The sequence below is a fragment of the Cupriavidus sp. L7L genome (genome assembly GCF_004353535.1).
GTDB lineage: Bacteria > Pseudomonadota > Gammaproteobacteria > Burkholderiales > Burkholderiaceae > Cupriavidus > Cupriavidus oxalaticus_A.
Genome location: NZ_SMNY01000003.1, coordinates 155,883 through 181,109, shown reverse-complemented (window position 1 = coordinate 181,109; position 25,227 = coordinate 155,883). Strand labels below are relative to the sequence as shown.

The following is a 25,227-nucleotide window of genomic DNA, read 5'->3' as shown; positions in this document are numbered from 1 at the left end:
GCGGCATCATCGCCGCGCGGCTGACTATGCGCGAAGCCGGGGCAATGCGCAATCCGGCATTGCCCCGTGCGCCATTCATGCGCCGGTGCCGGCGAGCGTCAGCAACGCGTCGATCTTTGCTTGCGGCAGCCAGCCGGACAGCACCTCGCCATAGCGGCGCGCATCGGGCGCGCTTGGCGCGGCCGGCAGGCTGCTGGGTGTGCGGCTGAAGCGCGGGGCAGGGGCGGGCTGGGGAATGCCGTCCACTTCAATGAAGGTCTCGCGTGCCTTCAAGTGGAAGTGCCGGGGCGCCTCCTCGTAGTTCAGGACGGGCGCGAAGCAGGCGTCGGTGCCTTCGAGCAACTGGCACCACGCGTCGCGGGTACGCGTGCGGAAGACTTCGGCCAGGCGTTCGCGCGCGGCTTCCCAGTTGCCGGCGTCAAGCTGCTCGCCCAGGCTGGCGGCGTCGATGCCGATCCGCGCCAGCAGGTCGCGGTAGAAGCGTGCCTCGATTGGTCCTACCGAGATCCAGAGCCCGTCCTGGCACTGGTAGACGTTGTAGTAGTGGGCGCCGGAGTCGAGCACATTGGTGCCCCGCTCCTGCCGCCACTGGCCAGCCGCCGTCATGCCATAGAACACGGTGCCCAGCGCCGCGGCGCCGTCGACGATGGCGGCATCGACGACCTGTCCTTGTCCCGACTTGCCGGCTTCGATCAGGGCCGCGAGGACACCTGTGACGAGGAACATGGCGCCGCCAGCGAAATCGCCGAGGTAGGCGGGCGGAATCGCGGGCGGCTGGCCGCGTCCGCCGATGGCGTTGAGCGCACCGGTGAGCGAGATGTAGTTCACATCGTGCCCGGCGGTATGGGCCAGCGGCCCGGTCTGGCCCCAGCCGGTGACGCGGCCGTAGACCAGCTTGGGGTTGCGCGCCATGCAGTGCTGCGGGCCCAGCCCCATGCGTTCCGTGACGCCGGGGCGGAAGCCTTCGATCAGGGTGTCGGCCTGTTCCACGAGGTCCAGCACGATGGCCACGGCCTGCGGGTCTTTCAGGTCGAGCGCGATCGACTTGCGGTTGCGCAGCATCAGGTCGAAACGGCGCTCGCGCCTGACCCCCAGGTCGGCTTCGCCGGGGCGCTCGATGCGCAGCACCTCGGCACCCATGTCGGCGAGCAGCATGCCCGCCATGGGGCCGGGGCCGATGCCGGCCAGTTCGATGATCTTCATGCCTGCGAGGGGGCCCATCGTTCTCCTCTTGCGGTGGTTGTGTAGTGTCGGCGTGGGGTTATTCCACGGGAATGCCGGCGGTCTTGACGATCTCGCGGGTGCGCTGGATTTCCGCGAGCTGGAACTGCCTGAGTTGCTGCGGCCCGCCCGTGAACACGCTGCCGCCAAGGTTCTCGATGAACTTCACGCTGTCACTTTGCTGCATGGCTTCGCGTACGGCGTCGGAGAGTGCCTTGACGATCTTTTCGGGCACCTTCGCCGGCGCGAAGACGCCGGTCCAGGCGAAGACTTCGAAACCGGGCGCGCCGCTTTCGGCAACCGTGGGTACCTGCGGCAGTTCCTTCAGGCGCTGCGTGTCGGTGACGGCCAGCGCACGCAGGCGGCCGGCGCGAATCAGCGGCAGGACCGAGCTGATTTCGCCGATCGAGTAATCGACATTGCCGGCGGCGACGTCGGTCATGGCCGGTGCCGTCCCCTTGTAGGTGATCGGGTTGCCCTTGATGCGGAAGCGTTCATGGAGCAGTTCCACCGCCACCTGGTAGCCCGCGCTGCCGCTGGCGTAATTGAGCTTGCCGGGCGCCTTGCGCGCGGCATCCACGAGATTGTCGAGGGTCTTGTACGGCGAGCTTGCCGGCACTACGACGACCATGGCAAAGCGCGCGATCCGTTCTACCGGCACGAAATCCCTGACCGGGTCGTACGGCAGGCTCTTGAACACCGCGACATTGGTCACCATCGACGAATTGCTGCCGACGAACAGCGTGTAGCCGTCAGGCGCGGCTTCGGTGACCGCGCGTGCGCCAATGAAGCTGTTGGCGCCGGGGCGGTTCTCGACCACGAACGGCTGCCGGAACTTCTCGGCCAGGTGCTGGGAGATGAAGCGCGCGGTCGTATCGGCGCCGCTGCCGGGCGGCAGGGAGACAATCACCTTCACCGCGCGATTCGGATAGTCGGACTGGGCCGTGGCCGTGATCGAGGCCAGCGCCAGTGATGTCGCGATCAGGTACCGCTTCAAGGGGGGAATTGCCATGTCGTCTCCTGTTTTGCTTGTCTTGTCCGGCCGCGGCCGGCGTGCCGTCCGTCAGCTGCGCCGCTCGAGGAATGCGTCCAGCGCGGCTTCGTGCTCCGCCGTGTGGTGGGCCAGTGCCTGGAAGCCGGCTGACATTTCCAGGATGGTGTCCATCCGCGAGTGGGTCGATTCGCGCAGCAGGCGCTTGGTCATGCGCAGTGCGTGGCCGGAGTTGCGCGCGATGCGCTGCGCCAGCTCCGTCGCCGTGGCCAGCAGGTCGTCCGCCGGCACTACTTGCGATACCAGGCCCCACTGCAGCGCCTGGCGCGCATCGATGGTGTCGCCGGTGAACGCCAGTTCGCACGCGCGCGACATGCCGACCACGCGTGGCAGCAGCCATGCGCCGCCGTCTCCGGGAATCAGGCCCAGCTTGACGAAGGTGGCGGCAAACACGGCCCGCTCGGAGGCAATGCGGATGTCGCACAGGCAGGCCAGGTCATTGCCGGCGCCAAGGGCGGGGCCATTGACCGCCGCGATGATCGGTACCTCCAGGCTGCCCAGTGCGAGCGGCACGCGCTGGATGCCGTCGCGATAGGCCTGGCGGGACCGGATGGGTTCGCCCAGTCCGCCGCCCATCTTGTCGCGCAGGGTCTTGAGGTTGCCGCCAGAGGAGAACGACGAGCCCGAGCCGGTCAGGATCGCGGCGCGGATCGATGTGTCGTGGTTGAGCGTTTCGCACATCTCGACCACCGCCTGGACCGCGTCGTCGTCGGAAATCGCATTGCGCGTTTCCGGGCGGTTCATGGTGATCAGGGCAACGGCGCCTTCGCGCTTGAGGTCCAGGAAGCTGTTCATGAGGGTTCGAATGGAATGGCCGGAAGCAGTCCTGCCGGGGCGCTGACTCCGGCAGGGTTCCATTCGATGCTACGGACGGCGGGGCGATGTGAAAAATACTTTCGGTATGTCGCGCAATACATCGCCTGTATCGCCTCATGGTGCCCTGGCGCAGCAGGGCTGCGCTTATGCGGGCTCCATCAGCGCGTCACGCACCTCGGTCAGCGCGGCCAGATAGGCATCGTGGTTCTTCTTCATGCGTTCCGCCGGGCCGGCCAGGGAGATGCCGGCTGGTTGCGTCCCCAGCAGCCCCACGACCGCCAGGCCGTACACGCCTTCGCTGCCTTCTTCGCGGGCTTCATGCCAGCCGCGCTTGTGGCCACGGGCAATCTGGGCCATCAGCGTGTCGATGTCGACGATGGTGTGCGGGGTGAGCGCGCGCAGGTTGCTCCGCGTCAGCGCGGCGCGTGCCTCATCGGGCGGCAGCAGGCTCAGCAGGCCCTTGCCAAGCGCGGAGGCATGAAGGGCCGCCCGCGAGCCGACTTCAATGATGTAACGCAGCGGCTGGCGGCTGGGCTGGACCGCCACCACCTTGACGGCGGCCGCGTCCAGTACGCCGAAGAAGACGCTTTCGTTGGTCCTCTCCCCCACCTGTTCCACGGCTTCCTGCGCGACGGAGCTGAGCGGATCGTTCTCGGCGATCTGGCGGGCGACCTCGAACAGCCGCCCGGTCGGGTAGAAGCGCCGGCTGCGCGTGGTGCGCATCAGGTAGCCGAGCGTCTGCAAGGTATGCAGCAGGTCCGAGGTGCTGCTCTCCGGCAGGGACAGCAGGCGCGCCATGTCCGAATTGGACAGTTCGCGCTGTTCGCGGGCAAAGACTTCGAACACCGCCATGGCGCGGCCGGCGGCAGGGATCAGGGTGGGCATGGGTAGGCGGGCAGCTATTCGGTTACCTGCGGAACTATACGAAATTTCGTAGGTTGCCGATAGCCCGCCGGTGGTTTTATCGCACGACGCAGCCCTTGCGCAGACGATGGATGTCTTCCGTGGCATAGCCAGCCGCGCTCAGGACCTCGTCCGTGTGCTCGCCGAGCATCGGCGCGCGCCGGCGCACCGCGCCGGGTGTTTCGCTAAGCTTGACCGGCACGCCGGCAATCTTCACTGGCTGGGCGGAGCCGGGCTGTTCGACCTCGACGAGCATCTCCCGCACCGCGTAGTGTGGATCGGCAAACACATCCGCCGACGTGTAAACCGGGCCAAACGGCACCTTGCCGCCAAGCACGGCAGCGATCTCGTCCTTGGTGCGGACCGACGTAAATCCCTCCAGCACGTCGATCACCTGCTGCATGTTGGCGACACGCGCCGCATTGGTCGCCCAGGCCGGGTCGGCGCCGAGTTCGGGGCGGTCGATGGCATCGGCGAGCTTTTCCCACAGCGCGTCGGTCGCGCAGGCAATCGACACGTAGCCGTCGCGTGCCCGGAACAAGCCGAACGGGCACAAGAGCGGATGGCGGTTGCCTTCCGGACCGGGCACCGCGCCCGTGTACGAGGCCTGGTAGACGATGCGCTCGCACATGGCCAGCACGGCATCCGTCATCGCCACGTCGACGAACTGTCCCTGGCCGGTCTCCTTCATGCGGTGAACGGCCGACAGGATGCCGATGCAGAGCATCAGCGCCGGGATCGTGTCGCCGACGCCGGGGCCGATCTTCATCGGCGTGCTGCGGTCCGGCCCGGTGATGCCCATCATGCCGCCCATGGCCTGCGAGACCACGTCATAGGCGGGCCACCCGGCATAGGGGCTGGCACCCGAGCGCGGGTCGCCGAAGCCGCGCACGGTGCCGTAGACCAGGCGCGGATTCGATTCGCGCAACGTTTCGTAAGCCAGTCCGAGCCGCTCCATCACCCCGGCGCGGAAGTTCTCGACGACGATGTCGGCGCCATCGATCAGCTTGCGCACGATGCTGATGCCCTCGGCCGTCTTCAGGTCCACGGCAATCGAACGCTTGTTGCGGTTGACGCTCTGGAAATAGCCGCCGTAGTCGCGCAGCGTGTCGTCTTCGCAGAACGGGCCGGTGAGGCGCGTGCCGTCGCCGGTCATGGTTTCGACCTTGATGACGTCGGCGCCGTGGTCGGCCAGGATCTGCGTGCAGAACGGGCCGGCGAGCATCTGCGTGAGGTCGATCACGCGCAGGCCGGCCAGCGCGCCCGCGCACTGCGGTCGGGCGGTCATGCCGTCACCTTGCCCATGAGGGCGTCCGAGATGATCCGCATCTGGATTTCGGAGGTGCCTTCGAAGATCTTGGTCAGGCGTGCGTCGCGCCAGTAGCGTTCGGCCGCGAAGTGCGTGGTGTAGCCGGCGCCGCCGTGGATCTGCAGGCCTTCGCTGGTCACGCGCTCGCACATCTCGCTGGCGAACAGCTTGACCATCGACGCTTCGGTGTCGGCGCGCACGCCTTCGTCGATCTTCTCGCACACGGTGTAGAGCAGGGCGCGCGACGCCTCGATCTGCGTGGCCATGTCGGCGATCTTGAAGCGGATGGCCTGGAAATTGCCGATCGGGTTGCCGAACTGGGCGCGGTCCTTCGCGTACTGCATCGCGTCTTCCAGCGCGCCCTGTGCCAGGCCGATCGAACGTGCGGCGGTATGGGCGCGGGCGGTTTCGAGCCCGGCGGTAGCGAGATAGAACGCCTTGCCTTCCTCGCCGACCATCTTCGAGTGCGGCACGCGGCAGCCGTCGAAGGCCAGCTCCCACGTGGTCCAGCCGTGGTAGCCGATCTTGGGAATAATGCTGCCCTTGACGCCTTCCGGCAGTTCGCCGCGGGGCTTCTCGATCATGAAGGCGGACAGGCCCTTGTGGCGTGCCTTGGGGTCGACCACCGGATCGGTGCGGCAAATGACGAGGATGAAGTCCGACTCGTCGGCAAACGTGCACCAGTACTTGCTGCCGGTAATGACCCAGTCGTCGCCGTCACGCACGGCGCGGCAGGAAATATTGGCGACATCGGAGCCCGCATTGGGCTCCGACAGCGAGAACGCGCCCAGGAACTCGCCACGCGCCATGCGCGGCAGGTACTCGGCCTTCTTCTCCGGGGTCAGCGCCTTCAGCGCGCCGATCAGGCCGTTGCCGCGGGCGATCAGGCTGCCTACGCTCATCCAGCCGCGGGAAAGCTGTTCGGCCACCAGGCAGTACTCGTAGGCGCCCAGGCCCAGGCCGCCGTATTCCTCGGGAATCAGGATGCCGAAGTAGCCGAGTTCGGCCATCTCGTCGATCAGCTCGCGCGGGATCTGGCCCTTCTCCGGGTCCAGCTTGTTGGCGATGGGCAGCACGCGCTCCATCGTGAACTGGCGGGCGGCCTCCTGGATCATGCGCCGCTCTTCGGTCAGTCTCTGCATCGTCTCTTCCTCGGGTATTCGACGGCCCTGGAGCCGGTCTTTACGGCAGTTCGTTGCGCGGATCGTCCTTCAGGACGAGTTGCCATGCCTCGCGCGCCATCGGTTGCGTCTTCTCTTCGAGCACATGGGCCAGCAGGCCGGCCGACCGGCCCACGAGGGCCAGGCCGCGAGCGATCAGCGGATCGAGGCCCATGGCCGCGACGATCGCGCCGATCGCGCCCACCACGTTCATCGGCAACTTGCGGTTCTGCTCCTTGAGCACCGCAACGATGGCTTCCATCAGGCGCCAGTGCAGGCCGTAGTAGCCGTGCTCGCGCGACAGGTCGCGCAGCGCGGGCACGCGCGGGTCGCCGTCGACGTGGATCGGGTGGCCCACGCCGAATACTTGCTGGCGGCGCTCCTTGTAGCGGCGCACGAGCGCGCGCGCAGCTTCCAGGACCTGTTCGTCCGTGGGATCGTCCGCCAGTTCGCTGGCGCCTTCGTTAAGCATCTCGGCGGCGTTCTGCATGGGGCCGAGGAACACGCTGCCCGCGCCGAGCAGGCCGGTAGCCACCGCCCCCTGCAGGGCTTCCGGCGCGCCGATGTAGGTGAGACGGGCCGACAGCGAGCTGGGCGTGATGCCATGGTCGGCCGTGGTCACCAGCAAGGCATTGACCATGACCTTCTCGCGCGGCGTGGGCAGCCGCGACAGCGTGGTGTGGAAGATCATGTCGACAAAGTCGAACTTGCCGATGATCTCGGTGGAGAGGTTCAGGCCACGCACCATGATGGTGTCGGTGGTGGTGTAGCCGATTTCAGTCTTTACCATGTGGAAGGCTCCGTGCCCTGGTACGAGAGGACGGCGTCCAGCGCGGCCACTCCCTGGCCTTGCGGACGGACCGCAAGGGGGTTGATTTCAAGTTCCTCGATGCTGCCCGCGTGTTTCGCGACAAAGCCGGAGAGCTTCACCAGCGTGTCGATCAGCGCGTCGATGTCGAATGCCGGCTGACCGCGGTATCCCTTGAGCAGTTCGTAGCAGCGCGTCTCGGCAATCATCTCGCGCGCCGAGGCCGGGGTGAGCGGCAGCAGGCGACGGCTCACGTCCTTGAACAGCTCGATGCTGACGCCGCCCAGGCCGAAGGTGCAGACGTGGCCGAACACCGGGTCGCGGTGGATGCCCACCACGGCCTCGACAAACGGCGAGGGCAGCATCGGCTCGACCAGCACGCCTTCGATCTGCGAGGGATCGCAGGCCTTGGCGCCGTTGGCATGGATTTCCTCGTACGCGGCCATGGCATCGCCGCCGGAGGTAATGCCCAGGCGCACGCCGCCGATGTCCGTCTTGTGGGTGATGGCCGCGCTGACGATCTTCATGACCGCCTTGCCGTTGCCGACGTTGCGGAAGGCCAGCGCGGCCTCCGCGGGGGAGCGGGCCACGATGCCTCCCGGCGTCGGAACGCCGGCCTTCTCCAGCAGCGCCTTGGTCCGCGCTTCGGAGAGGTTGGCGGTCGCGTCAGCGCTGCTCACTTCGGCCAGCGGGCGCCATTCGCATTCGAACCTGGCTTTCCACTTGCCGTACTCGATGAAGCGCTGGACGGCGAGCACGGCGTTGCCCACCGCGCGCATCGGCATCAGCCCGCCATCGATCATCTTGCGCTGGCCTTCGCCGGTGCGGTCGCTCATCCAGACCGGCACGATCGGCGTGTTGGTCTCTTCCGCCTGCACCCGCACCATGCTGTCGGCCAGCATGGCGGTGGTCGTGCCGTATTCCACCGGGATCGGCACCAGCACCAGGTCGGTGTGGGGGTCGGCGGCGGTGGCCTTGAGCGTGGCGTAGCTGACCTCGGTGTTCACCAGCACCTCGGCGGTGACGTCCACCGGGTTGTTGAAGGCGGCGAAGCCGGGCAGGGCGTTGCGCAGGGCCTCGATGGTCGCGGGGGCGAACTCGGACAGCTTCAGACCCGCCAGGCCGACCATGTCGGAGGCCAGCGCCGCAGTGCCGCCCGAGAAGCTGTACACGGCCAGCTGTTCCTTGCCGGTGGGCTTGCGCCGCGACAGCAGCGAGGCCACGTCGATCAGCTCGTCGATGTCGTCCACCTCGATGATGCCGAGCTGGCTGAACACCGTGCTGTTGATCTCGGCCGAGCCGGCGATGGCGGCGGTATGCGATTGCGCCGCCTTGGCGCCGTACTCCGACTTGCCGACCTTGATTGCCACGATGGGTTTGCCGCGGCGGGCCGCGTGCAGGGCTGCCGCCATGAAGCGCGGGCCATTGCGCACGCCTTCCAGCGTGGTGACGATCACCTCGATGTCGGGCGCGTCGGCCATGTAGTGGATGTAGTCGCTGACCTCAAGGTCCACCTCGTTGCCGCCCGAGCACCACAGGCCCACGCCCACGCCGCGGTCCATCGCCTGGATGAACGAGCGGCCCAGCCCCCCGCCCTGGGTGGCGACGCCGATCGGGCCGGGACGGCGGTCGATGCGCCACGCCGGCGAGAAGGTCAGGCCCAGGCGCGCATTCATGTTGTTCAGGCCGGGACAGTTCGGGCCATAGATGCGCATGCCGGTGCTGGCCACGATCTCGCGCATTTCGGCTTCCGCGGCGCGGCCGTCTTCGCCGGTTTCGCCGAAGCCGGAAGTGAAGACGATCGCGAACTTGACGCCGAGATTGCCGCAATCGCGCAGGGTCTGGATGACGGCGTCGGCGCGCACGGCCAGGATGGCCAGGTCCGGCGCTTGCTTCAGGTCATTGACCGATGCGACGCAGGGCCTGCCGTGGATCTCGGCGCGGCCTGGATTGACCAGGTAGAGGTCGCCCTTGAACTCCGAGTAGGTGGTCAGGTTTTCCAGCGTGCGGCCACCGATGCTGTCCGGTTTCTCGGACGCACCGACCAGCACAATGGAGTGCGGGTTGACCAGTCGCGACAGGTCGCTGAACCAGATGGGCTGCTGGCTCATTGCGCCTCTCCCGGCGTGCGGCGCTTGAACAGACAGGTCGCAGCCATCTCGGCCACCACTTCGCCGCGCTGGTTGATGCCCTTGCGCAGGAACGCGATGATGCCGCGGTCCGGGCGGCTGGTGGTCTTCTGCTCCACGACTTCGATCTCCACGCGGATAGTGTCGCCGATGAAGGTGGGCTTGGGGAACTTCAGGCGGTTTTCCAGCACGCTGAACAGCGAGCCTTCGAAGAACTGGTTCGGGATCGAGCGCGAAGTCAGGCCGGCCATGAAGGAGGCCACCAGCATGCCGTGCGCGATGCGCTGGCCGAAGATGGTGCCCTTGGCGTATTCGGCGTCGACGTGCACCTTGTTGAAGTCGCCGGTCAGCGCGGCAAAGGCGGCCACGTCGGCTTCGGTGATGGTGCGCGACGAGGTGCTGTAGGTCATGCCCGGCACCAGGTCTTCCCAGTAGAGCGTGGTATTGGCGATCTGTTCGAGGATGGCGGGTTGCGTCATGGTGTCTCTTGGATTGTCGGTTCTGATTGCACCCCTCTCCCGCCTGTGGGAGAGGGGCGCCTGCAAGTCAAGCGGTCGGTGAAAGCGAAGTTCAGGTCAGCGCGCTGATGCCCAGGATTTCTCGGCCGATGATGAGCGTCTGGATCTCGGTGGTGCCTTCGGGGATCATCCCGCCGCGCGTGTCGCGGAAGATGCGCTCGATCGGGTAGCCGGTGGCGTAGCCCATGCCGCCGTGCACCTGCAGCGCGAGGTTGGACACTTCGAACGCGGCTTCCGTGGCGTACAGCTTGGCAATCGAGCATTCGGTGCGCGACGTGCCGTTCTGCATCGAGCGTGCGGCGCGGTAGCCCAGCGCGCGGGCGGCCTGCGTGCGCATCGTCATGTCGACGATGTGCTTCTGCACGAGCTGGAACGAGCCGATCTGGCGGCCGAACTGCTTGCGCTGCAGCGCGTAGTCCACCGACAGGTCCAGCGCGCACTGCGCGGCGCCGACCGCGCCCATGGCCACGTTCAGGCGGCCGAAGTTCAGGCCGATCAGGATCTGGCGCAGCCCCTGGCCTTCCTTGCCGAGCAGGTTGGCGGCGGGCACCTCGGCGTCTTCGAACGTGAAGGCGGCCGTGCCGGTGCTGCGTGTGAACATGGTTTCCACCGGCGTGGCGCTGTACGGTGTCACGTCGCGCTCCACCAGGAACAGCGACAGCTCGCCGTTGCAGGTCTCGCTGAAGGTGCGCGCCACCACGATGCCGAAGTCGGCGAACATGCCGTTGGTGATCCACAGCTTGCTGCCATTGAGCACGTAGCGGTCGCCGCGCTTGTCGGCGCGGGTCTTGATCTCGGCCACGTTGGAGCCGACGTCCGGCTCCGAGATCGACACGAAGGTCTTGCGCTCGTTGCGCAGCAGCGGGCGCATGAAGCGTTCCTTCTGCTCCTCGGTGCCGTAGGCATTGATGATGCCCGAGACGATGTTCAGCCCGTTGAGCAGGATGCGCAGCGACAGCCAGCAGTAGCCGGCTTCTTCCATCATCACGGCCCAGGTCAGGTAGTCCAGGCCCAGGCCGCCGTCGGCCTCCGGCAGGTAGCCGCCGAAGTAGCCGAAATCGGCCAGGCCCGTCAGCGCCTCGTGCGGAAAACGCTTTTCCTGCTCCGCCTGGTCGATGCGCGGGGCGATGTGTTCCTTCAGGTAGCGGCGGATGTTGTCGCGCAGCAGTTGCTGGCTGGCATCCAGGCCGTCGACATCGACATTGGGATCAACCATAGCGGCCTCCGGTCACGAACAGGGTGGTGCCGGTGATGTAGCGGGCGTGTTCCGATGCCATGAAGGCCACGGCGCCGGCGATGTCGCTGGTCTGGCCCGGGAAGGTCACGGCGTTCTTGGTCATCACGTTGGCCAGGATGGTGTCGTAGTTGGGCAGGCTCTTGATGTACTCGGTCTCGATGTAGCCCGGGGCGATAGCGTTGACCGTCACGCCCTTGCGCGCTTGCTCCAGCGACAGTGCGCGGGTGAAGCCGATGATGCCGGCCTTGGCGGTCGAGTAGTTGGCCTGGCCCGGGTTGCCGAACAGCGCGCGCGAACTGATGTTGATGATGCGGCCCCAGCCCTTTTCATGCATGAAAGGCAGTGCCGCGCGGGTGGTGTGGAAGGCGCCCTTGAGGGTCACGTCCAGCACCAGGTCCCAGTCGGACTCGTCCATCTTGAGGATGGTGCGGTCCTTGACCAGCCCCGCGTTGTTGACCAGCACGTCGATGCTGCCGAAGGCTTCCTTGCCTGCGCCAACCATCGTGCGCACCTGGTCCTCCTGGCGCACGTCGCACTGCACGGCAATGGCCTTGCCGCCGGCAAGGCTGATGCCGGCGGCGGTTTCGCGCGCGGCATCCAGGTCCACATCGGTAATGACCACGGCCATGCCTTCACGGGCCAGCATGCGGGCAGTTTCGGCGCCGATGCCGCGCGCCGAGCCCGTGACGATCGCCACGCGGCCTGTCAATCCAAGATCCATGTCTCTCTCCTAGGGGGTGTGTGGGTTCAGTGTTCGGACAGCAGCGAGTCGCGCACGTCGCGCAGGGCTGCCAGATAGGATTCGCGGTGTTTCTCGATGCGCTCGGTGGGGCCTGCGACCGAGATGGCTACCGGCCGGTCGCCCAGCCGCGCCGCGACAGCCAGCGCGGTCACGCCGTCAGTGCCTTCGTCATGGGCCTCGTACCAGCCTTGCTCGCGGCCGCGCGCCAGCTGCGCCATCAGGCGGTCGAGATCCACCACCGTGCTGGGAGTCACGGCGGGCCGCTTGGCGGCCTCCAGACGCATACGGGCATCGCCTTCCGGCAGGGTGCCCAGCATGGCCTTGCCCAGCGCCGACGCATGCAGCGCGACGCGCTCGCCGACATCCAGGATGTAGCGCAGGGGCAGCCGGCTCTGGGCCACGGCGGCAACACGTACCGCCTGCGGTTCCAGTACGCCGAAGAAGGCGCTCTCGTTGGTCTTGTCCGTGAGGCGTGCGACGGCTTCCTGGGCAAGCCGCGTCAGCGGGTCGTTCTCGGCGATCTGCCGCGCGGTTTCCAGCAGGCGGACGGTGGGATAAAAGCGGCGCGTCCGCGTGGTACGCATCAGGTAGCCAAGCGAGTGCAGGGTGTGCAACAGGTCGGAACAGCTGCTATCGGCGACAGCGAGCAATTTCGCCATTTCGGAGTTCGACAGGTCCCGTCGCTCCCGGGCGAACACTTCGAATACGGCCATGGCGCGGCTTGCGGCGGGAATCTGGACTGGCACTGTTTGCTCCGAAATGTCGGACTAAACTACGATATATGGAATAAATGTACGACCTGTCGAACGGGATGGCAAATGGTTTTTCGAGGGGGCGTTGATGCATACGAAATCTCGGATAAGATCGGAGATGTCTGCACCAGTAGTTCGCGAAACGGCGGCATGGGGCGGTACAGGCATATGCCGGCGTCTTTTGTCGCGCCAGGAATGCAACGACCGTGGTCGACGTCTTCTAGCCCGGAGGGAGTGCCAGATACCTATGGGAATTCGGTTGTTTTTGGCCCCGGTCTGCAACTGCGTGCGTGGATCGCACTTGCTCCCATTGCCTGTCATCCATGGGCAGCCGGAACCCGAGATGCGGCATGCTGCTCTCGGAATCCGTAACACGCCGCGTGCTGGGTGAACTGGCGCGCGGCCTCCTGAACCATGCACGGTCAGTTTCTGCACCTTGCACTGCTGGCGGTTTGTCCTGCGGTCCGCTTTTCAGCGGTATTTATGTTCGTACATAGTAACCGGAGAAATCCGGTGGATGGCAAGGCTTATCCATGCCACCCACTCAAGTCGTGTGGGGATTTATCCTGGTATATAAGCCATCTACGAGCTGCACTGGGCAAAATACGGGTTGACATCGCTTGCTTTGCCAATCACTATGTACGTACATAAATGACTGCGAGCCGGCGCAGGCCGACGCCGGGTCTGAGGGACAAGGAAGGGGACATGAAGGACCGCAGCGGTAATTTTTTCGAGGACTTCCGCGTTGGCATGAGAACTAGCCATGCCACGCCGCGCACGCTGACCGAAGGCGACCGAAGCCTGTACATCGGGCTAACCGGCAGCCGTACCGTGCTGTGCACGGCCGAGACCAATGCCTGGCAGCTCGGCTTCGAGCGCCGGCCGCTGGAGGACATGCTGGTGTTCAACACTGCGTTCGGCAAGACGGTTCCGGATATCTCGCTCAATGCCGTGGCGAACCTCGGCTACGCGGAAGTGCGCTTCGTGTCGCACGTGTATCCGGGCGATACGCTGGCCGTCGACACCGAAGTCATCGGTCTCAAGGAGAACTCCAGCTGCAAGAGCGGGGTGGTCTATGTGCGTTCCACCGCGCGCAACCAGCATGGCCGCGAGGTACTAAGCTGGGTGCGCTGGGTGATGGTGCACAAGCGCGACCACGGTGCCGCTTGCGGTGAAGCGATGGTGCCGTCTACCCAGGCTGTGGTGCCGGCCGAGCGCCTGCGCGGCAGCGACTACACGGCACGCGTGCGCGAGATCACGGCCATGACGGGCTTCGACGACCTGTGGGAGGACTACGCCGTGGGCGAGCGGCTCGACCATCCGGGCGCGATGACGATCAACGACAGCGACCACAGCCTGGCCACGCGCCTGTACCAGAACACGGCACGAGCGCATTTCGATGGCCATGCCATGGCGGCGAACGGTGGCCAGCGCCTGGTCTACGGCGGGCACATCATCTCGGTATGCCGCGCGCTGGCCTACGACGGGCTGGAAAACGGCCTGTCGATCCTGGCCATCAACGGCGGCAGCCACGTGAACCCGAGCTATGCCGGCGACACCATCGCCTGCGCGACACAGGTGCTGGACAAGATCGACCTGGGCCAGGAACACGTCGGCGGCCTGCGGCTGCGCATGATCGGCGTGAAGAACGCCAGCGCCGCGTCCATCGTTTTCCCGGAACCGGGCGAGGGCAGGCCGGCGCATCCGTCCAACGTGGTGCTCGACCTCGACTACACCATCGCCATTCCGAAACGCCAGCGGTAAACCCCACGCCTGGGCTGCCCCTTGCATCCAACCATTCAGCGAGACAAGACAAGACATGACCACCGCAACGCATCCGAAAGACGCCCTCTTCGCCGGCGAAAAATCCTTCCCGGTACTGGCCGCCTGCGAGCATTTTGCCGGCAGCGAGAAGCTGATCGGCAAGGCCATGGACCTGCAGCTCGAATACGGCCCGGTCTTCGACGTGACCTGCGATTGCGAGGACGGCGCCGCCTCCGGCCAGGAACGCGAGCACGCCGAGATGGTCGCGCGCATGATTGCCTCCGACCGCAACCGCTTCGACCGCGCCGGTGCACGCATCCATGACCCGTCGCACCCGGCCTGGCGTCAGGACGTCGACATCATCGTGACCGGAGCCCGCAGCCGGCTGGCCTATATCACCGTGCCAAAGGCCACCAACAGCGAGCAGGTAGCCGAGGTGATCCGCTATATCGGCGAGGCCGCCAAGAAGGCCGGCCTGGACAAGCCCGTGCCGGTCCACGTGCTGATCGAAACCCACGGCGCGCTCCGGAACGTGTTCCAGATTGCCGAACTGCCGAACATCGAAGTGCTCGACTTCGGCCTGATGGACTTCGTCAGCGGCCACCACGGCGCGATCCCGGCCGCCGCCATGCGTAGCCCGGGCCAGTTCGAACACGCGCTGCTGGCGCGCGCCAAGGCGGACATGGTCGCGGCGGCGCTAGCCAACGGCATCGTGCCGGCCCATAACGTGTGCCTGAACCTGAAGGACGCCGACGTGATCGCCGGCGACGCGGGCCGCGCACGCAACGAGTTCGGCTTCCTGCGCATGTGGAGCATCTATCCGGCACAGATCCAGCCGATCGTCAACGCCATGCGCCCGGACTTCACCGAGGTGGAAGATGCCGCTGGCATCCTGGTGGCCGCGCAGGACGCGGACTGGGGCCCGATCCAGTACAAGGGCGAGCTGCACGACCGCGCCACCTACCGCTATTTCTGGGAAGTGCTGCAGAAGGCGAAGGTCACCGGCATGGCGATGCCGGCCGAGGCGGAGCGCCGCTTTTTTGCCAACTGACGGAGGAGGGTAGGGGCAGTGACATCGTAAAATGCGCAATCCCTACGACTTTCCGCACCGCCTGCCGCCATGACAGCGATACTGAAGGACAGTAAAACCGGTGCGCCGGCCGCGTCCACCCGATACGCCGAACTCGCCAGCTTGCTGGTGAAGGACATCGTGGAAGGCCGCCGCGTGGTGGGCAGCTTGCTGCCGACGGAGCACGAACTAGCCGAACAGCACGGTGTGAGCCGCCATACGGTGCGCGCCTCGCTGCGCATGCTGCAGGACTTGGGGTATATCTCGCGCAAGAAGGCGGTCGGCACCATTGTCGAGGCCGTCAACCCGAACGCGGCGTATACGCAATCCTTCGGCACGGCCGAAGACCTCGTGCGCGTAGCGGCCACCGAGGTGCGTGCGATCGACGACGTGCACGACGTCACGCTCGACCGCGCTCTCGCGCGGCGGCTCGAAGCGCCGGTGGGCAGCGCCTGGGTGTTGCTCAGCGGCACCCGCGTGGACGCGCGCAAAGGCAGCACGCCCGTGGCGCGCGCCGACATCTACATCGACGCGTCGCTGGCGGGTCTCGTCGATACCATCCGCAATCATCCGCAGACACTGGTCAGTGAGCTGATCGAACGCGAACATGCCACCGCGATCGCGGAGATCCGGCAGGTAGTCACGGCCACACTGATCGAGGAACCTCTGGCCACGCAGCTCGGCGTGCCGGCGGGATCGGCGGGGCTGCGGCTGATCCGCCACTACAAGGAAGGCTCCGGCAAGATTCTCGAGATTACGGATACCGTCTATCCGGCCGAGCGTGTGTCGGTGGCGTTCCAGCTCAAGCGGAGCCGGGGACCGGCACTCGGTCTGTAGCGCTAGCCGGCGAGCGCGCCAAAGCGGGGCAAACGACCTTGCCGAGGCGTGGACGGGATTTGCAATTGTGCCGCCGGCGTTACGGCGAAGCTCATGACGGCATCTTGCAGCTCTGCACAGTCGCCAGCGAACTGCCACTGACCGCGTTTCATCTCCGCGAACACGAAGGCTTCGTTCATGTCTATGACTTCGACGCGTGGTGGCGCCACGAGAAGAGCGGCGTATGCTGCGGCAACGGCCTGGATGTCGTAGGCGATCATTGCCGACCACCCGCTGCAGGCTTGCTTGTCGGCAGGGTTTTCGGCGCCGCAGTTGGCGCCGGCAGGGTGCACTGACGACGTCGCGCCCAAGGCTGTACGTACCGGCGATGGTGACACTGCCAAGCTTGCCCCGGTAGCCGCCGCTTGCTGATGCCGCCCAGTTTGACTTTGCCGCCGGAGCCGCTCTGTCGAGGCACAAGTCCAAGATAGGCTGCAAATTCTCGTCCGGACTTGAAGGTGCGGGCATTCCCAATGACGGCGACTGCGGCAGTGGCTGTCAACAGGCCAACCCCCGGGATGTCGGAGATACGGCGGCACGCTTCGTCACAGCGGCGCCATTCCATAATGCGTTGCTCAATCCGTTGGATCTGCTCGTCGAGCGCGAGCAGCCGAGATAGTTGGTCTTGCAAGCCATCCGTTAGCATCGCAGGCAACTGGTCTGCCAGATCAGCCAAGGCGATCTTGGCAGCTGCGATCCCCGTGCGGCGCCCCTGTGGCAGCACCACCCCGAACTCATATAATAGTCCGCGCAATTGGTTCACCTGCATCACGCGAAAGCGTACAAGTTGCTGGCGCATGCGGTGGAGCGCCAGCATGGCTTGCTGTTCCTCCGTCTTGACGGCCACAAACCGCATTCCTGGGCGTTGCGCTGCCTCCCAGATTGCTGCGGCGTCTGCGGTGTCGTTCTTGTTGGATTTGACAAACGGCCGCACGAACTGGGCCGCAATAAGCCGGACATCGTGCCCGAGTGCAGACAACTTCCGTGCCCAGTAATGCGCACTGCCACAGGCCTCCATGACGATGCGGGATGGCGGTCGGTTTGTGAAGAACGGCAACAGCTGAGCGCGCCTCATGGCTTTGCTGTGAATCGTGCCAGACAGAATCACCACTGTGACACACATGGGAGCAGAGCCTTACGAACTGCTCCGGCACGGTCGGCGATTCGCCGAGGCGGGAGGCGACCATTCCATCTACAGTTCACGACGGGCTGAGGCAAGCGACAGCAGGGGGTCGAATTTCGCCAACGATACATTTCCGCGCACTGGCCTTGACATACGTCAAGTCCCGCCCATGGCCGAGCTCTAGATTAAACATGCGGTCTAGATCCGCTTGAAGGAAACGTCCATGGACTACGCCACGATCATGGTGCATCTGGATGCGAGCCGTCATGTGCACCAGCGCCTGCACCTTGCTACCCAACTTGCGCTAGAGTTTAACGCTGCGCTGGTAGGTCTTCTCGCCGCAGGCAACCCCGACCCGAAGGCAATTCGCTATTTTGCTGATGGCGACCGCTACCTCGCTTCGTATAAGGAATGGCACCGACAGATCGAAGATTGTGGTCGTCAGGCCTTCGAAGGTGCTACAAAAGGGACGGGGATAACGACAGAATGGCGGGCGCCAGAGTGCGCCACGGTTTCATCGGTACAAGCCGATGTTCATCTTGCCGACCTGTTAATTCTCGGGCAACGCGATTCTGCTGACGCGGAGGCTTTCGCAGAGGATCATTTCGTTGAGTCTGTCGTTCTACATTGTGGTCGGCCGGTTCTCTTGGTTCCTTATGCGGGTAGATTCTCTAGCGTCGGCAAGAATATCTTGGTGGCATGGAATGGCAGCCGGGAGGCGGCCCGTGCGATCCGCGACGCGCTGCCACTCCTTCTACGAGCGGATCACGTTCATATCGTTTCGTACTTGCGGCCGGGCATTTTGCGCGATCCTTGGCTTTCGCCTGTTGAGCATGCTGTGCAGTGGCTTGCACGTCATGGCGTTCAAGCCACCCATGAGGAGCCAGTACTAAATGGAGGTGGTGATGACGCTGGAAAGCTGTTGCTATCGCTCGCAGCTGACCGGGATGCCGACCTCATCGTGATGGGGGCCTATGGCCATGCCCGGCTCCGTGAAATTGTTTTGGGCGGTATGACGCGAACGCTTCTGGAATCTATGACTGTGCCGGTGCTGATGTCTCATTGAGCGGCTCGAGCCATTCATCAGCCGACATGGGCCGCCGCGAGACCAACCCGGACGCGCAGCCCACTGGCTGGAGCCGGTTGTGGCATTGCTCGGCGTCCGCGCGATCGGCATCTTCGACCGTGCCGTGATGCACGTGCCCGTCGAGACGGCGCACGCGGCCTGTGCGATGGCAACCTGGAGTGGCGATCCCTACCACCTATGCCGGCTCGGAGATGACGGCGATCTACGGGCTCACCGATGCGGGGCTGAAGCGCACAGGCACTGACATGAAAGTGCTGCCGCGTGCCGTCATTTACGATCAAGGAACTCACTTACTCCTTGCCGGTCGCTGCCAGCGTCATCAGTGGCATCAACGCGCTGGCGCACGCCGCCGAGGGCTTGTATGCGCATGACCGCCACCCGATCTCGGACCTGACGGCTAAGGAAGGCGTATGGGCCATCGCGGCGGCGCTGCCGGTCCTTGTCACGGAACGGAATGCGACGGTGTCGCGCGGAGCGCGTGCGCAAGCGCTATACGGGGCGTGGCTCTGCGCCGCCGTGCTGGGCAGCGTTGGCGTAGGGTTGTCACAAGCTCTGCCACGTGCTCAGCGGTAGTTTCTGGCTCACAAGCCGAATCACACGTTCAAGCTGTTCAATCGCAGTGAGCGGTGGGCGCTAGTCGGCAGCGGAGCGGCTTAACATATTCAGCACTACATCGCGTGCTCTAGTGACGCCCTGGACTCGAATTCCGTGTAAAGCAGTGCGCAGGCCGGCGACGCGCCCTCCTTCGGGGGTCCGTGCTCATGCCATCCACGCTCCGAGCCAATCAGGAGACCGACCGTCAGTGCTGCCACCAGCGCGTGGCCTCGTGGGTAATCGGAGGAGCGTCAAGGCTGTTCTCCTCTGAGAACTGCTCCGATCTACTGGCATGCCGCCTGTCGGCGCGACTGGGCATCAAGGAATCGCCCTTGTGATTCGCGACTTGACATGGCGCAATGCCCTGGCGGTAGTGCGACTTATATTGCATGGAGTTCAGGGCAACCCACAATGCTGAAATCTTTCTTCCAATCGGAGTCAGAAGTGAATCATGCTGAAACTCACCACCTCTGTTGTCGCGGCCGCCATTCGTGGTGCCGTGTCCCTGCCGGTTCACGCGGACTGTGAGGCCGATATTGCCAAGGTCGAGACCGAGGTCGCCAGGTGACCAACAAGGCTCACAAGGAAAAGGCCGAGACGCAGCTCGCGGAAACACAGAGCGCCTCCACTGAAAGGGAACAGAAGCTCTGTGAGAAGCAAGTCGCCGCGGCCAAGAAGGCTGCCATCATCAAGTGAGTCGGTGCAGCGTCGGCGGGCTAGCGTGAGAAGCATTGCCGCAGCTGCGGCGCGCCGGCTCTGGTTGCCCGCACTCCGCGACCAAGGGACGTGGTATTGACGGTGTATTCATCGTGTTGGCAGCCGCCTTGGTGTTTGCGCTGATCATGCATGCGTTGGCGCTGCGTTCGTTCGCGCTGCCATCCATGTGTGGATTTGGACAGGGGCACACCGCATGGAGCATCACATCGACTTGCAGGCGTCACCATTCTGGTCTCGCCCGCTAAGGGATCTGCAGGCCGAGCTTGGCACCGGCGCGCAAGGTCTGACCACTGCCGCAGCTGATCGCCTGAGCGCCACCGTCGGCGAGAACCGGCTGCGCGCTCGCCGTCGCCGCACGCTGGCGCTGGAGTATCTGGCGCACTTCCGCAACCCGCTAGTGCTCCTCTTACTGGGCGCGAGCGGCATGTCCGCACTGTTGGGCGACGCCACGAGCTTCGTCGTCATCGCGCTGATCGTCGCCGGCAGCGTGACGCTCGACTTCGTGCAGGAGCACCGCGCCGGCAATGCAGCCGAGCGGCTGCGCGACTCGGTGGCTTTGCGCGCCACCGTGCTGCGCGATGGCCAGCCGGTGCGCCTGCCCGCAGCTCAACTGGTGCCGGGCGACCTGGTGCAGCTGGCAGCTGGCGACCTGGTTCCTGCCGATGGCCGGGTGGTGGCGGCGCTCGACTTCTTCGTGCGGCAGTCGGTCCTCACCGGCGAGGCGTTCCCGGTGGAAAAGCGCGCCGCCGATCTGGGGCCTGAAGCGCGCGAAGTAGCCGACGCCGTCAACGCCGCGTTCATGGGCTCGTCGGTGCTCTCCGGTAGCGCGACGTTGCTGGTGTGCTGCACCGGGCCATCGACCTTCCTAGGCGGCATCGCCGACACGCTGCGTGAGCCGGCCGGGCCCACGGCGTTCGAGCTCGGCACGCGCCGGTTCAGTCTGCTGATCGTGCGGATGACGTTCGCGCTGGTGCTCTTCATCGTCTTCGTGCATGTGCTGGCGCACCGGCCGGTACACGAAACTGTGATGTTCGCCGTCGCACTGGCTGTGGGTCTGACGCCGGAGTTGCTGCCGATGATCGTGTCGGTGACGCTGTCGCGCGGCGCCCTTCGCATGTCGGCCCACAAGGTCGTCGTCAAGCGGCTGACCGCGATCCAGAACCTGGGCAGCATGGACGTGCTGTGCACCGATAAGACCGGAACGCTGACCGAGGCGGCGATCCGGCTCGAGCGGCACGTCGACGCACAGGGCCGCGACAGCGCGCGCGTGCTGCGCCTGGCCTACATCAACAGCTTCTTCGAGTCCGGCCTGCGCAGCCCGCTCGACGATGCGATTCGGGAACACAAGGAGGTGGACGTCGGCGGCTGGCGCAAAGTCGACGAGGTGCCGTTTGGCTTCGAGCGGCGGCGCGTGTCTGTGCTGGCCGAGTGCACGGGCGAGGGGCGCTTGCTGGTCGTCAAGGGCGCGCCCGAGGACATGTTGCGGCTGTGCGTGCAGTATGAGGCGGGCGAAGCGGGTACAGCCGATCCGGGGCCAATACTGCAACCGATGGACGACGCAGCGCGGTCGAGCGCGCTGTCGCAGTTCGAAGCCCTCAGCCGGGAGGGTTTCCGCGTGCTCGCGATCGCATGGCGCGCGGTCGGCGCGGACCACGGACACGCCGTAGTCGACGACGAGACGCAGCTCGTGCTGTGCGGCTTTGCGGCCTTTCTCGACCCGGCCAAGGCGAGCGCCGCCGTCGCGCTCGAGCAGCTCAAGCGCAGCAACGTCCGGGTCAAGGTGCTCAGCGGCGACAACGAGTGGGTCACGCGCCACGTGTGCGCTCAGGTCGGGCTGCCGATCAGGCACCTGCTAACCGGCGCGCAGATCGACCAGCTCGACGACCCGGCGCTGGCCGCGCTTGCGCAACGCACCGACGCGTTCTGCCGCGTCTCGCCGCCGCAGAAGAGCCGCGTCCTGCGCGCGCTGCGCCGGCGCGGCCACGTCGTGGGCTTCCTCGGTGACGGCGTCAACGATGCGCCGGCGCTGCACGACGCGGACGTCGGCATCTCGGTCGATTCCGCGGTCGATGTGGCGAAGGACGCCGCGGACATGATCCTGCTCGAGCATGACTTGGGTGTGCTGCACGACGGCGTGATCGAGGGCCGGCGTACCTTCGCCAACGTGATGAAGTACATCATGATGGGAACGAGCTCGAACTTCGGCAACATGTTCAGCATGGCCGGCGCCTCGCTAGTCCTCCCGTTTCTGCCGATGCTGCCGGTGCAGATCCTGCTGAACAACCTGCTGTACGATGCCTCGGAGGTGCCCATCCCGCTCGACGACGTGGATGCCGACTACTTGCGCTGGCCGCACAACTGGGATCCGAACTTCATCCGGCGCTTCATGCTCACGCTGGGCCCGGTCAGCTCGCTGTTCGACTTCGCGACCTTCGGGCTGCTGCTGTGGGTGTTCCAGGCGCAGGAGTCGCTGTTTCGCACCGGCTGGTTCATTGAGTCGATCGCCACCCAGGTGCTGGTGATCTTCGTCATCCGTACGCGCGGCCGGCCTTGGGCAAGCCGGCCGCAGCGGTGGCTCGTCGCGGCCGCGCTTGCGGCGGTGAGCATCGCCGTGGCGCTGCCGTTCACCCCACTGGCCAGCTTGCTCGGTTTTGTCGCGCCGCCCGCGGGGCTGCTGCTCCTGATCTCCGCGCTCACGCTGGTATACTTGGGCTGCGCGGAACTCGCCAAGCATTGGTTCTATCGCGCAACCGTACGCCGCAGGGCAGCCCGACGCGTCTGACTCGTCACGGTATTCGACATGGACACGGCCAGCGGCTGGTCGCCACCCTGGCCAGTTGCGACTGGATCCGCAATGCTCAGAGCCTCATCCTGACCGGGGCGACCGGTGCCGGCACGTCCTGGCTGGACTGTGCGTTTGCCCAGCAGGCCTGTCGGCAGGGATTCTCTGCGCTCTATCTGCGCGTGCCACGACTGTTCGAGGAACTACAGATCGCCCACGGCGACGGGAGCTTCACCCGCCGCCTGGCGCAGCTCGCGCGCATCGACGTTCTGGTGCTGGACGACTGGGGCCTACAGGAGCCTTCTGAAAGTGCCCGCGGCGATCTGCTGGAAGTTCTGGACGATCGGGTTGGTACCCGCTCGACCATCGTGACCAGCCAGCTCCCAATCGAGCATTGGCACCAGTGGTTGAATGATCCGACGCTGGCTGACGCCATCCTGGACCGGCTGGTCCACCAGGCGCACAAGGTGCCGCTCAAAGGCGAATCCATGCGTAAGCGCACGGCAACCGACGCCAAGAAACGGGCATCGTGATCACCTACGCTACAATCTCCTGACCGCGCAGTACCACCTTCCTTCCCTGATCACGTTCGCCGAAACTGCTGATCACCTTCACCGAAATCCGCAGACCCACAGACGGTTCGGCACGTCAGCTTGGAAGTGGCGCTGCACCAGATCCGGAGCCGGTCGTGCCCCAGGTGCTCGCCGCGTGGTTCTTGACCCAGCGGCGCCGACTCACGCCGCGCAGGCCCGCTTCAAGCATCAGGCGTGCCACGCGCTTGCGCCCGACGTGGATGCCTTGCCGGGCCAGCGTCGCGTGAATGCGCGGCATGCCATAGGTGCCGTGTGAACGCGCGTAGATGGCCCGGATGCGTGCCAGCAGGTCCATATCCTGCTGTGCATGGGCCGATGGCCGGCGTTGATTCCACGCATGGAAACCGCTGCGCGAGACCTTGAGCAGCCGTGCCATGGTCGCCAAGGGCCAGGTGTCCTGATTCGCCTTCATGAATTCGAACCCTTGTCGGGTACCGTTCCGGTCTCCCGGGCGAACCAGGCCGCGGCTACCCTCAATGGCTTCGAGGCGGAACCCGAAGTTTGCCGCTCGCCGCTGAAGCTGCTTGACGACACGGTCTCGGTAGGCCGCCTCGTAATAATCTGCACCGGGATCTTTATAGTCGGCCCCGTAGCGCATTGTGTTATAGAACAGCACGGCAATCTTCCGTGCTGTCGCCGTCACCGCCTTTGCCTTGCCGAGGCGGCCCGCAAGGCGCCGATAAAAGGCGCCAAGCGCAGTATCGGTGCGGCCCACCGTCACTGCTGCCAAGCGAAGATGGGCGGCGACGGGATTGCTCGACCTGCGTGTTCGCGAAGACAGGACCTTGCCGCCACTGATTTTGAAACCTGGCGACAGCGACAGCCAAGACGTAAAGTGCTTAGCACTCGGCCAACGGCTCAGATCAGTACCGCATTCCGAGACCAGGCGCAGCGCGAGGTAGGGGCCAATGCCATGGATTTGAGTCAGATCAGTGCCCGTGATCTGATGCAGAAGTGGTCGCGTGTCGAAATCGACGGCATTGGGCTGTTTGGTTCGATGACGTGGCTTAGGCAGCGGTGCCGTGGGCGCAGGGGATTGCGCAGCAAGCCTCGTCAGGACTTGCTCGATCTGCCGGTCGCATTGCTCGACCTGTCGCTGATAGAAGTCATACAGTTCCAGTGCCTGCTGTAGCGCAAAGACGTGTTCGGGCTGATAGTTGCCTTGCAATGCGGCTTCGATCACCTCGTGCGTCGCCTTGCATCGGAGATCACGCATGCGTGCCAGTACTTTAGTGTCACGCTCGACGGCGATGATGGCCCGCACGATCCTCAGCCCGGTCGCCCCCGTTACATCGCTGACGACGTGATGAAGGTGCAGATTCATGAACGTCAATGCCTTCTGCATATGCTGGATATGGGCGGCAGCGTAATCCAGATGCCTTTCTCTAAGCCGGAGGTACGCGCGTAGCGCCGCGATCTCCCGGCCCGGACGAAAACTGGCCCGCAGAAGACCGCAAGCATGCAAGCGCTGTAACCATTGGGCGTCCTTGATATCGCTCTTGCGTCCGGGCACGGCGCGCGCTTCGCGCGCATTGGTGACGATGACCTCCAGCCCCGCGTCCTCCAGCACCTCATACACCGGGATCCAATACACGCCGGTGGATTCCATTGCCACCGTCGTGATCCCCAGCGCGGACAACCAGTAGGCCATTCGGTGCAAGTCACGGGTGAAGGCTTGAAACGTCTGCAATGGCTCGGTACACAATTCGCTGGGCACCGCAACGACATGGAAGCGGGCACCGATATCGATGGCCGCAGCACGTGCGTTGAGAATCGGTAGATCTACGGCCTTGGATCGCCTGCTCATGGTCACCTCCTGCGTTGAGCGCCCGGACGGGGACACGGACAAGCATCACTTTCCTAAACGGGGTCACCGAAGCGCCACCAAAATCGGGTCCGCAGATCCCCTGGACCATGTTTGCCGACGGGGTGGAATATCGCCAAAAAGCTGACGGCCTCGGGCCCGGGTGCCACGA

Annotated in this window: 20 protein-coding genes and 3 pseudogenes; 8 read left to right on the top strand and 15 right to left on the bottom strand. The window is 65.2% G+C overall.

What is annotated here, in order from left to right:
• Positions 1-75: 75 nt before the first annotated feature.
• The 12 genes from E1J61_RS02845 to E1J61_RS02790 all read right to left on the bottom strand — a co-directional run bounded on the left by E1J61_RS02845 (position 76) and on the right by E1J61_RS02790 (position 12,640).
• Complete coding sequence (locus E1J61_RS02845) at positions 76-1,221, bottom strand: CaiB/BaiF CoA-transferase family protein (RefSeq protein ID WP_133092640.1); 1,146 nt, start codon at positions 1,219-1,221, stop codon at positions 76-78.
• Positions 1,222-1,261: 40 nt separating this feature from the next.
• Positions 1,262-2,233, bottom strand: a complete 972-nt coding sequence (locus E1J61_RS02840) for a tripartite tricarboxylate transporter substrate binding protein (protein ID WP_133092639.1) — start codon at positions 2,231-2,233, stop codon at positions 1,262-1,264.
• 51 nt (positions 2,234-2,284) lie between these two features.
• A complete protein-coding gene (locus E1J61_RS02835; protein ID WP_133092638.1) occupies positions 2,285-3,067 on the bottom strand; it encodes a crotonase/enoyl-CoA hydratase family protein in 783 nt (260 codons plus the stop codon).
• Between the two features lie 165 nt (positions 3,068-3,232).
• Positions 3,233-3,973: an IclR family transcriptional regulator gene (locus E1J61_RS02830; protein ID WP_133092637.1), complete on the bottom strand. Its 741-nt coding sequence runs from the start codon at positions 3,971-3,973 to the stop codon at positions 3,233-3,235.
• 76 nt (positions 3,974-4,049) lie between these two features.
• Entirely contained in the window at positions 4,050-5,279 is a 1,230-nt protein-coding gene (locus tag E1J61_RS02825; protein WP_133092636.1) for a CaiB/BaiF CoA-transferase family protein, read from the bottom strand.
• Entirely contained in the window at positions 5,276-6,442 is a 1,167-nt protein-coding gene (locus E1J61_RS02820; protein ID WP_133092635.1) for an acyl-CoA dehydrogenase family protein, read from the bottom strand. Before E1J61_RS02820 ends, E1J61_RS02825 begins: the two co-directional genes overlap by 4 nt.
• Positions 6,443-6,482: 40 nt before the next feature.
• The gene (locus E1J61_RS02815; RefSeq protein ID WP_133092634.1) at positions 6,483-7,250 is read right to left on the bottom strand and encodes a citryl-CoA lyase; all 768 of its coding nucleotides are present in this window, start codon (positions 7,248-7,250) and stop codon (positions 6,483-6,485) included.
• Complete coding sequence (locus tag E1J61_RS02810; RefSeq protein ID WP_133092633.1) at positions 7,244-9,379, bottom strand: acetate--CoA ligase family protein; 2,136 nt, start codon at positions 9,377-9,379, stop codon at positions 7,244-7,246. The genes E1J61_RS02815 and E1J61_RS02810 overlap by 7 nt, the downstream gene beginning before the upstream one ends.
• The gene (locus E1J61_RS02805; RefSeq protein WP_133092632.1) at positions 9,376-9,876 is read right to left on the bottom strand and encodes a MaoC/PaaZ C-terminal domain-containing protein; all 501 of its coding nucleotides are present in this window, start codon (positions 9,874-9,876) and stop codon (positions 9,376-9,378) included. Before E1J61_RS02805 ends, E1J61_RS02810 begins: the two co-directional genes overlap by 4 nt.
• Positions 9,877-9,967: 91 nt before the next feature.
• The gene (locus E1J61_RS02800; RefSeq protein ID WP_133092631.1) at positions 9,968-11,131 is read right to left on the bottom strand and encodes an acyl-CoA dehydrogenase family protein; all 1,164 of its coding nucleotides are present in this window, start codon (positions 11,129-11,131) and stop codon (positions 9,968-9,970) included.
• Positions 11,124-11,873: an SDR family NAD(P)-dependent oxidoreductase gene (locus tag E1J61_RS02795; RefSeq protein ID WP_133092630.1), complete on the bottom strand. Its 750-nt coding sequence runs from the start codon at positions 11,871-11,873 to the stop codon at positions 11,124-11,126. The genes E1J61_RS02800 and E1J61_RS02795 overlap by 8 nt, the downstream gene beginning before the upstream one ends.
• Positions 11,874-11,899: 26 nt before the next feature.
• Positions 11,900-12,640 carry an IclR family transcriptional regulator gene (locus E1J61_RS02790; protein ID WP_133092629.1) on the bottom strand — a complete coding sequence of 247 codons (741 nt, stop codon included), beginning with the start codon at positions 12,638-12,640 and terminating at the stop codon, positions 11,900-11,902.
• 711 nt (positions 12,641-13,351) lie between these two features.
• Here E1J61_RS02790 and E1J61_RS02785 point away from each other — a divergent pair.
• The 3 genes from E1J61_RS02785 to E1J61_RS02775 all read left to right on the top strand — a co-directional run bounded on the left by E1J61_RS02785 (position 13,352) and on the right by E1J61_RS02775 (position 16,316).
• The gene (locus E1J61_RS02785) at positions 13,352-14,410 is read left to right on the top strand and encodes a MaoC family dehydratase (RefSeq protein WP_133092628.1); all 1,059 of its coding nucleotides are present in this window, start codon (positions 13,352-13,354) and stop codon (positions 14,408-14,410) included.
• Between the two features lie 55 nt (positions 14,411-14,465).
• Positions 14,466-15,461, top strand: a complete 996-nt coding sequence (locus E1J61_RS02780) for a CoA ester lyase (RefSeq protein ID WP_133092627.1) — start codon at positions 14,466-14,468, stop codon at positions 15,459-15,461.
• Between the two features lie 69 nt (positions 15,462-15,530).
• Positions 15,531-16,316 carry a GntR family transcriptional regulator gene (locus E1J61_RS02775; protein WP_133092626.1) on the top strand — a complete coding sequence of 262 codons (786 nt, stop codon included), beginning with the start codon at positions 15,531-15,533 and terminating at the stop codon, positions 16,314-16,316.
• Positions 16,317-16,318: 2 nt separating this feature from the next.
• Here E1J61_RS02775 and E1J61_RS02770 read toward each other — a convergent pair whose 3' ends face one another.
• Both E1J61_RS02770 and E1J61_RS02765 read right to left on the bottom strand, forming a co-directional pair.
• A complete protein-coding gene (locus tag E1J61_RS02770) occupies positions 16,319-16,576 on the bottom strand; it encodes a hypothetical protein (protein WP_133092625.1) in 258 nt (85 codons plus the stop codon).
• Between the two features lie 140 nt (positions 16,577-16,716).
• Positions 16,717-17,454, bottom strand: a pseudogene (locus tag E1J61_RS02765) (IS110 family transposase); the annotation flags it as partial.
• 247 nt (positions 17,455-17,701) lie between these two features.
• Between E1J61_RS02765 and E1J61_RS02760 the strand changes: the two are divergent.
• From E1J61_RS02760 to E1J61_RS02745, 5 genes and pseudogenes are all read left to right on the top strand, one after another.
• A complete protein-coding gene (locus tag E1J61_RS02760; RefSeq protein WP_133092624.1) occupies positions 17,702-18,544 on the top strand; it encodes a universal stress protein in 843 nt (280 codons plus the stop codon).
• Positions 18,540-19,142, top strand: a pseudogene (locus E1J61_RS02755) (iron-containing alcohol dehydrogenase); the annotation flags it as partial. The gene E1J61_RS02760 and the pseudogene E1J61_RS02755, both read left to right, overlap by 5 nt.
• A 581-nt stretch (positions 19,143-19,723) precedes the next feature.
• Entirely contained in the window at positions 19,724-19,855 is a 132-nt protein-coding gene (locus tag E1J61_RS38610; RefSeq protein WP_256376121.1) for a hypothetical protein, read from the top strand.
• A gap of 214 nt (positions 19,856-20,069) precedes the next feature.
• Entirely contained in the window at positions 20,070-22,658 is a 2,589-nt protein-coding gene (gene mgtA / locus E1J61_RS02750; RefSeq protein WP_133092623.1) for a magnesium-translocating P-type ATPase, read from the top strand.
• 20 nt (positions 22,659-22,678) lie between these two features.
• A pseudogene (locus E1J61_RS02745) lies at positions 22,679-23,191 on the top strand (ATP-binding protein); the annotation flags it as partial.
• Between the two features lie 115 nt (positions 23,192-23,306).
• Here E1J61_RS02745 and E1J61_RS02740 read toward each other — a convergent pair.
• Positions 23,307-25,058, bottom strand: a complete 1,752-nt coding sequence (locus E1J61_RS02740) for an IS110 family transposase (RefSeq protein WP_133092622.1) — start codon at positions 25,056-25,058, stop codon at positions 23,307-23,309.
• Positions 25,059-25,227: the final 169 nt, after the last annotated feature.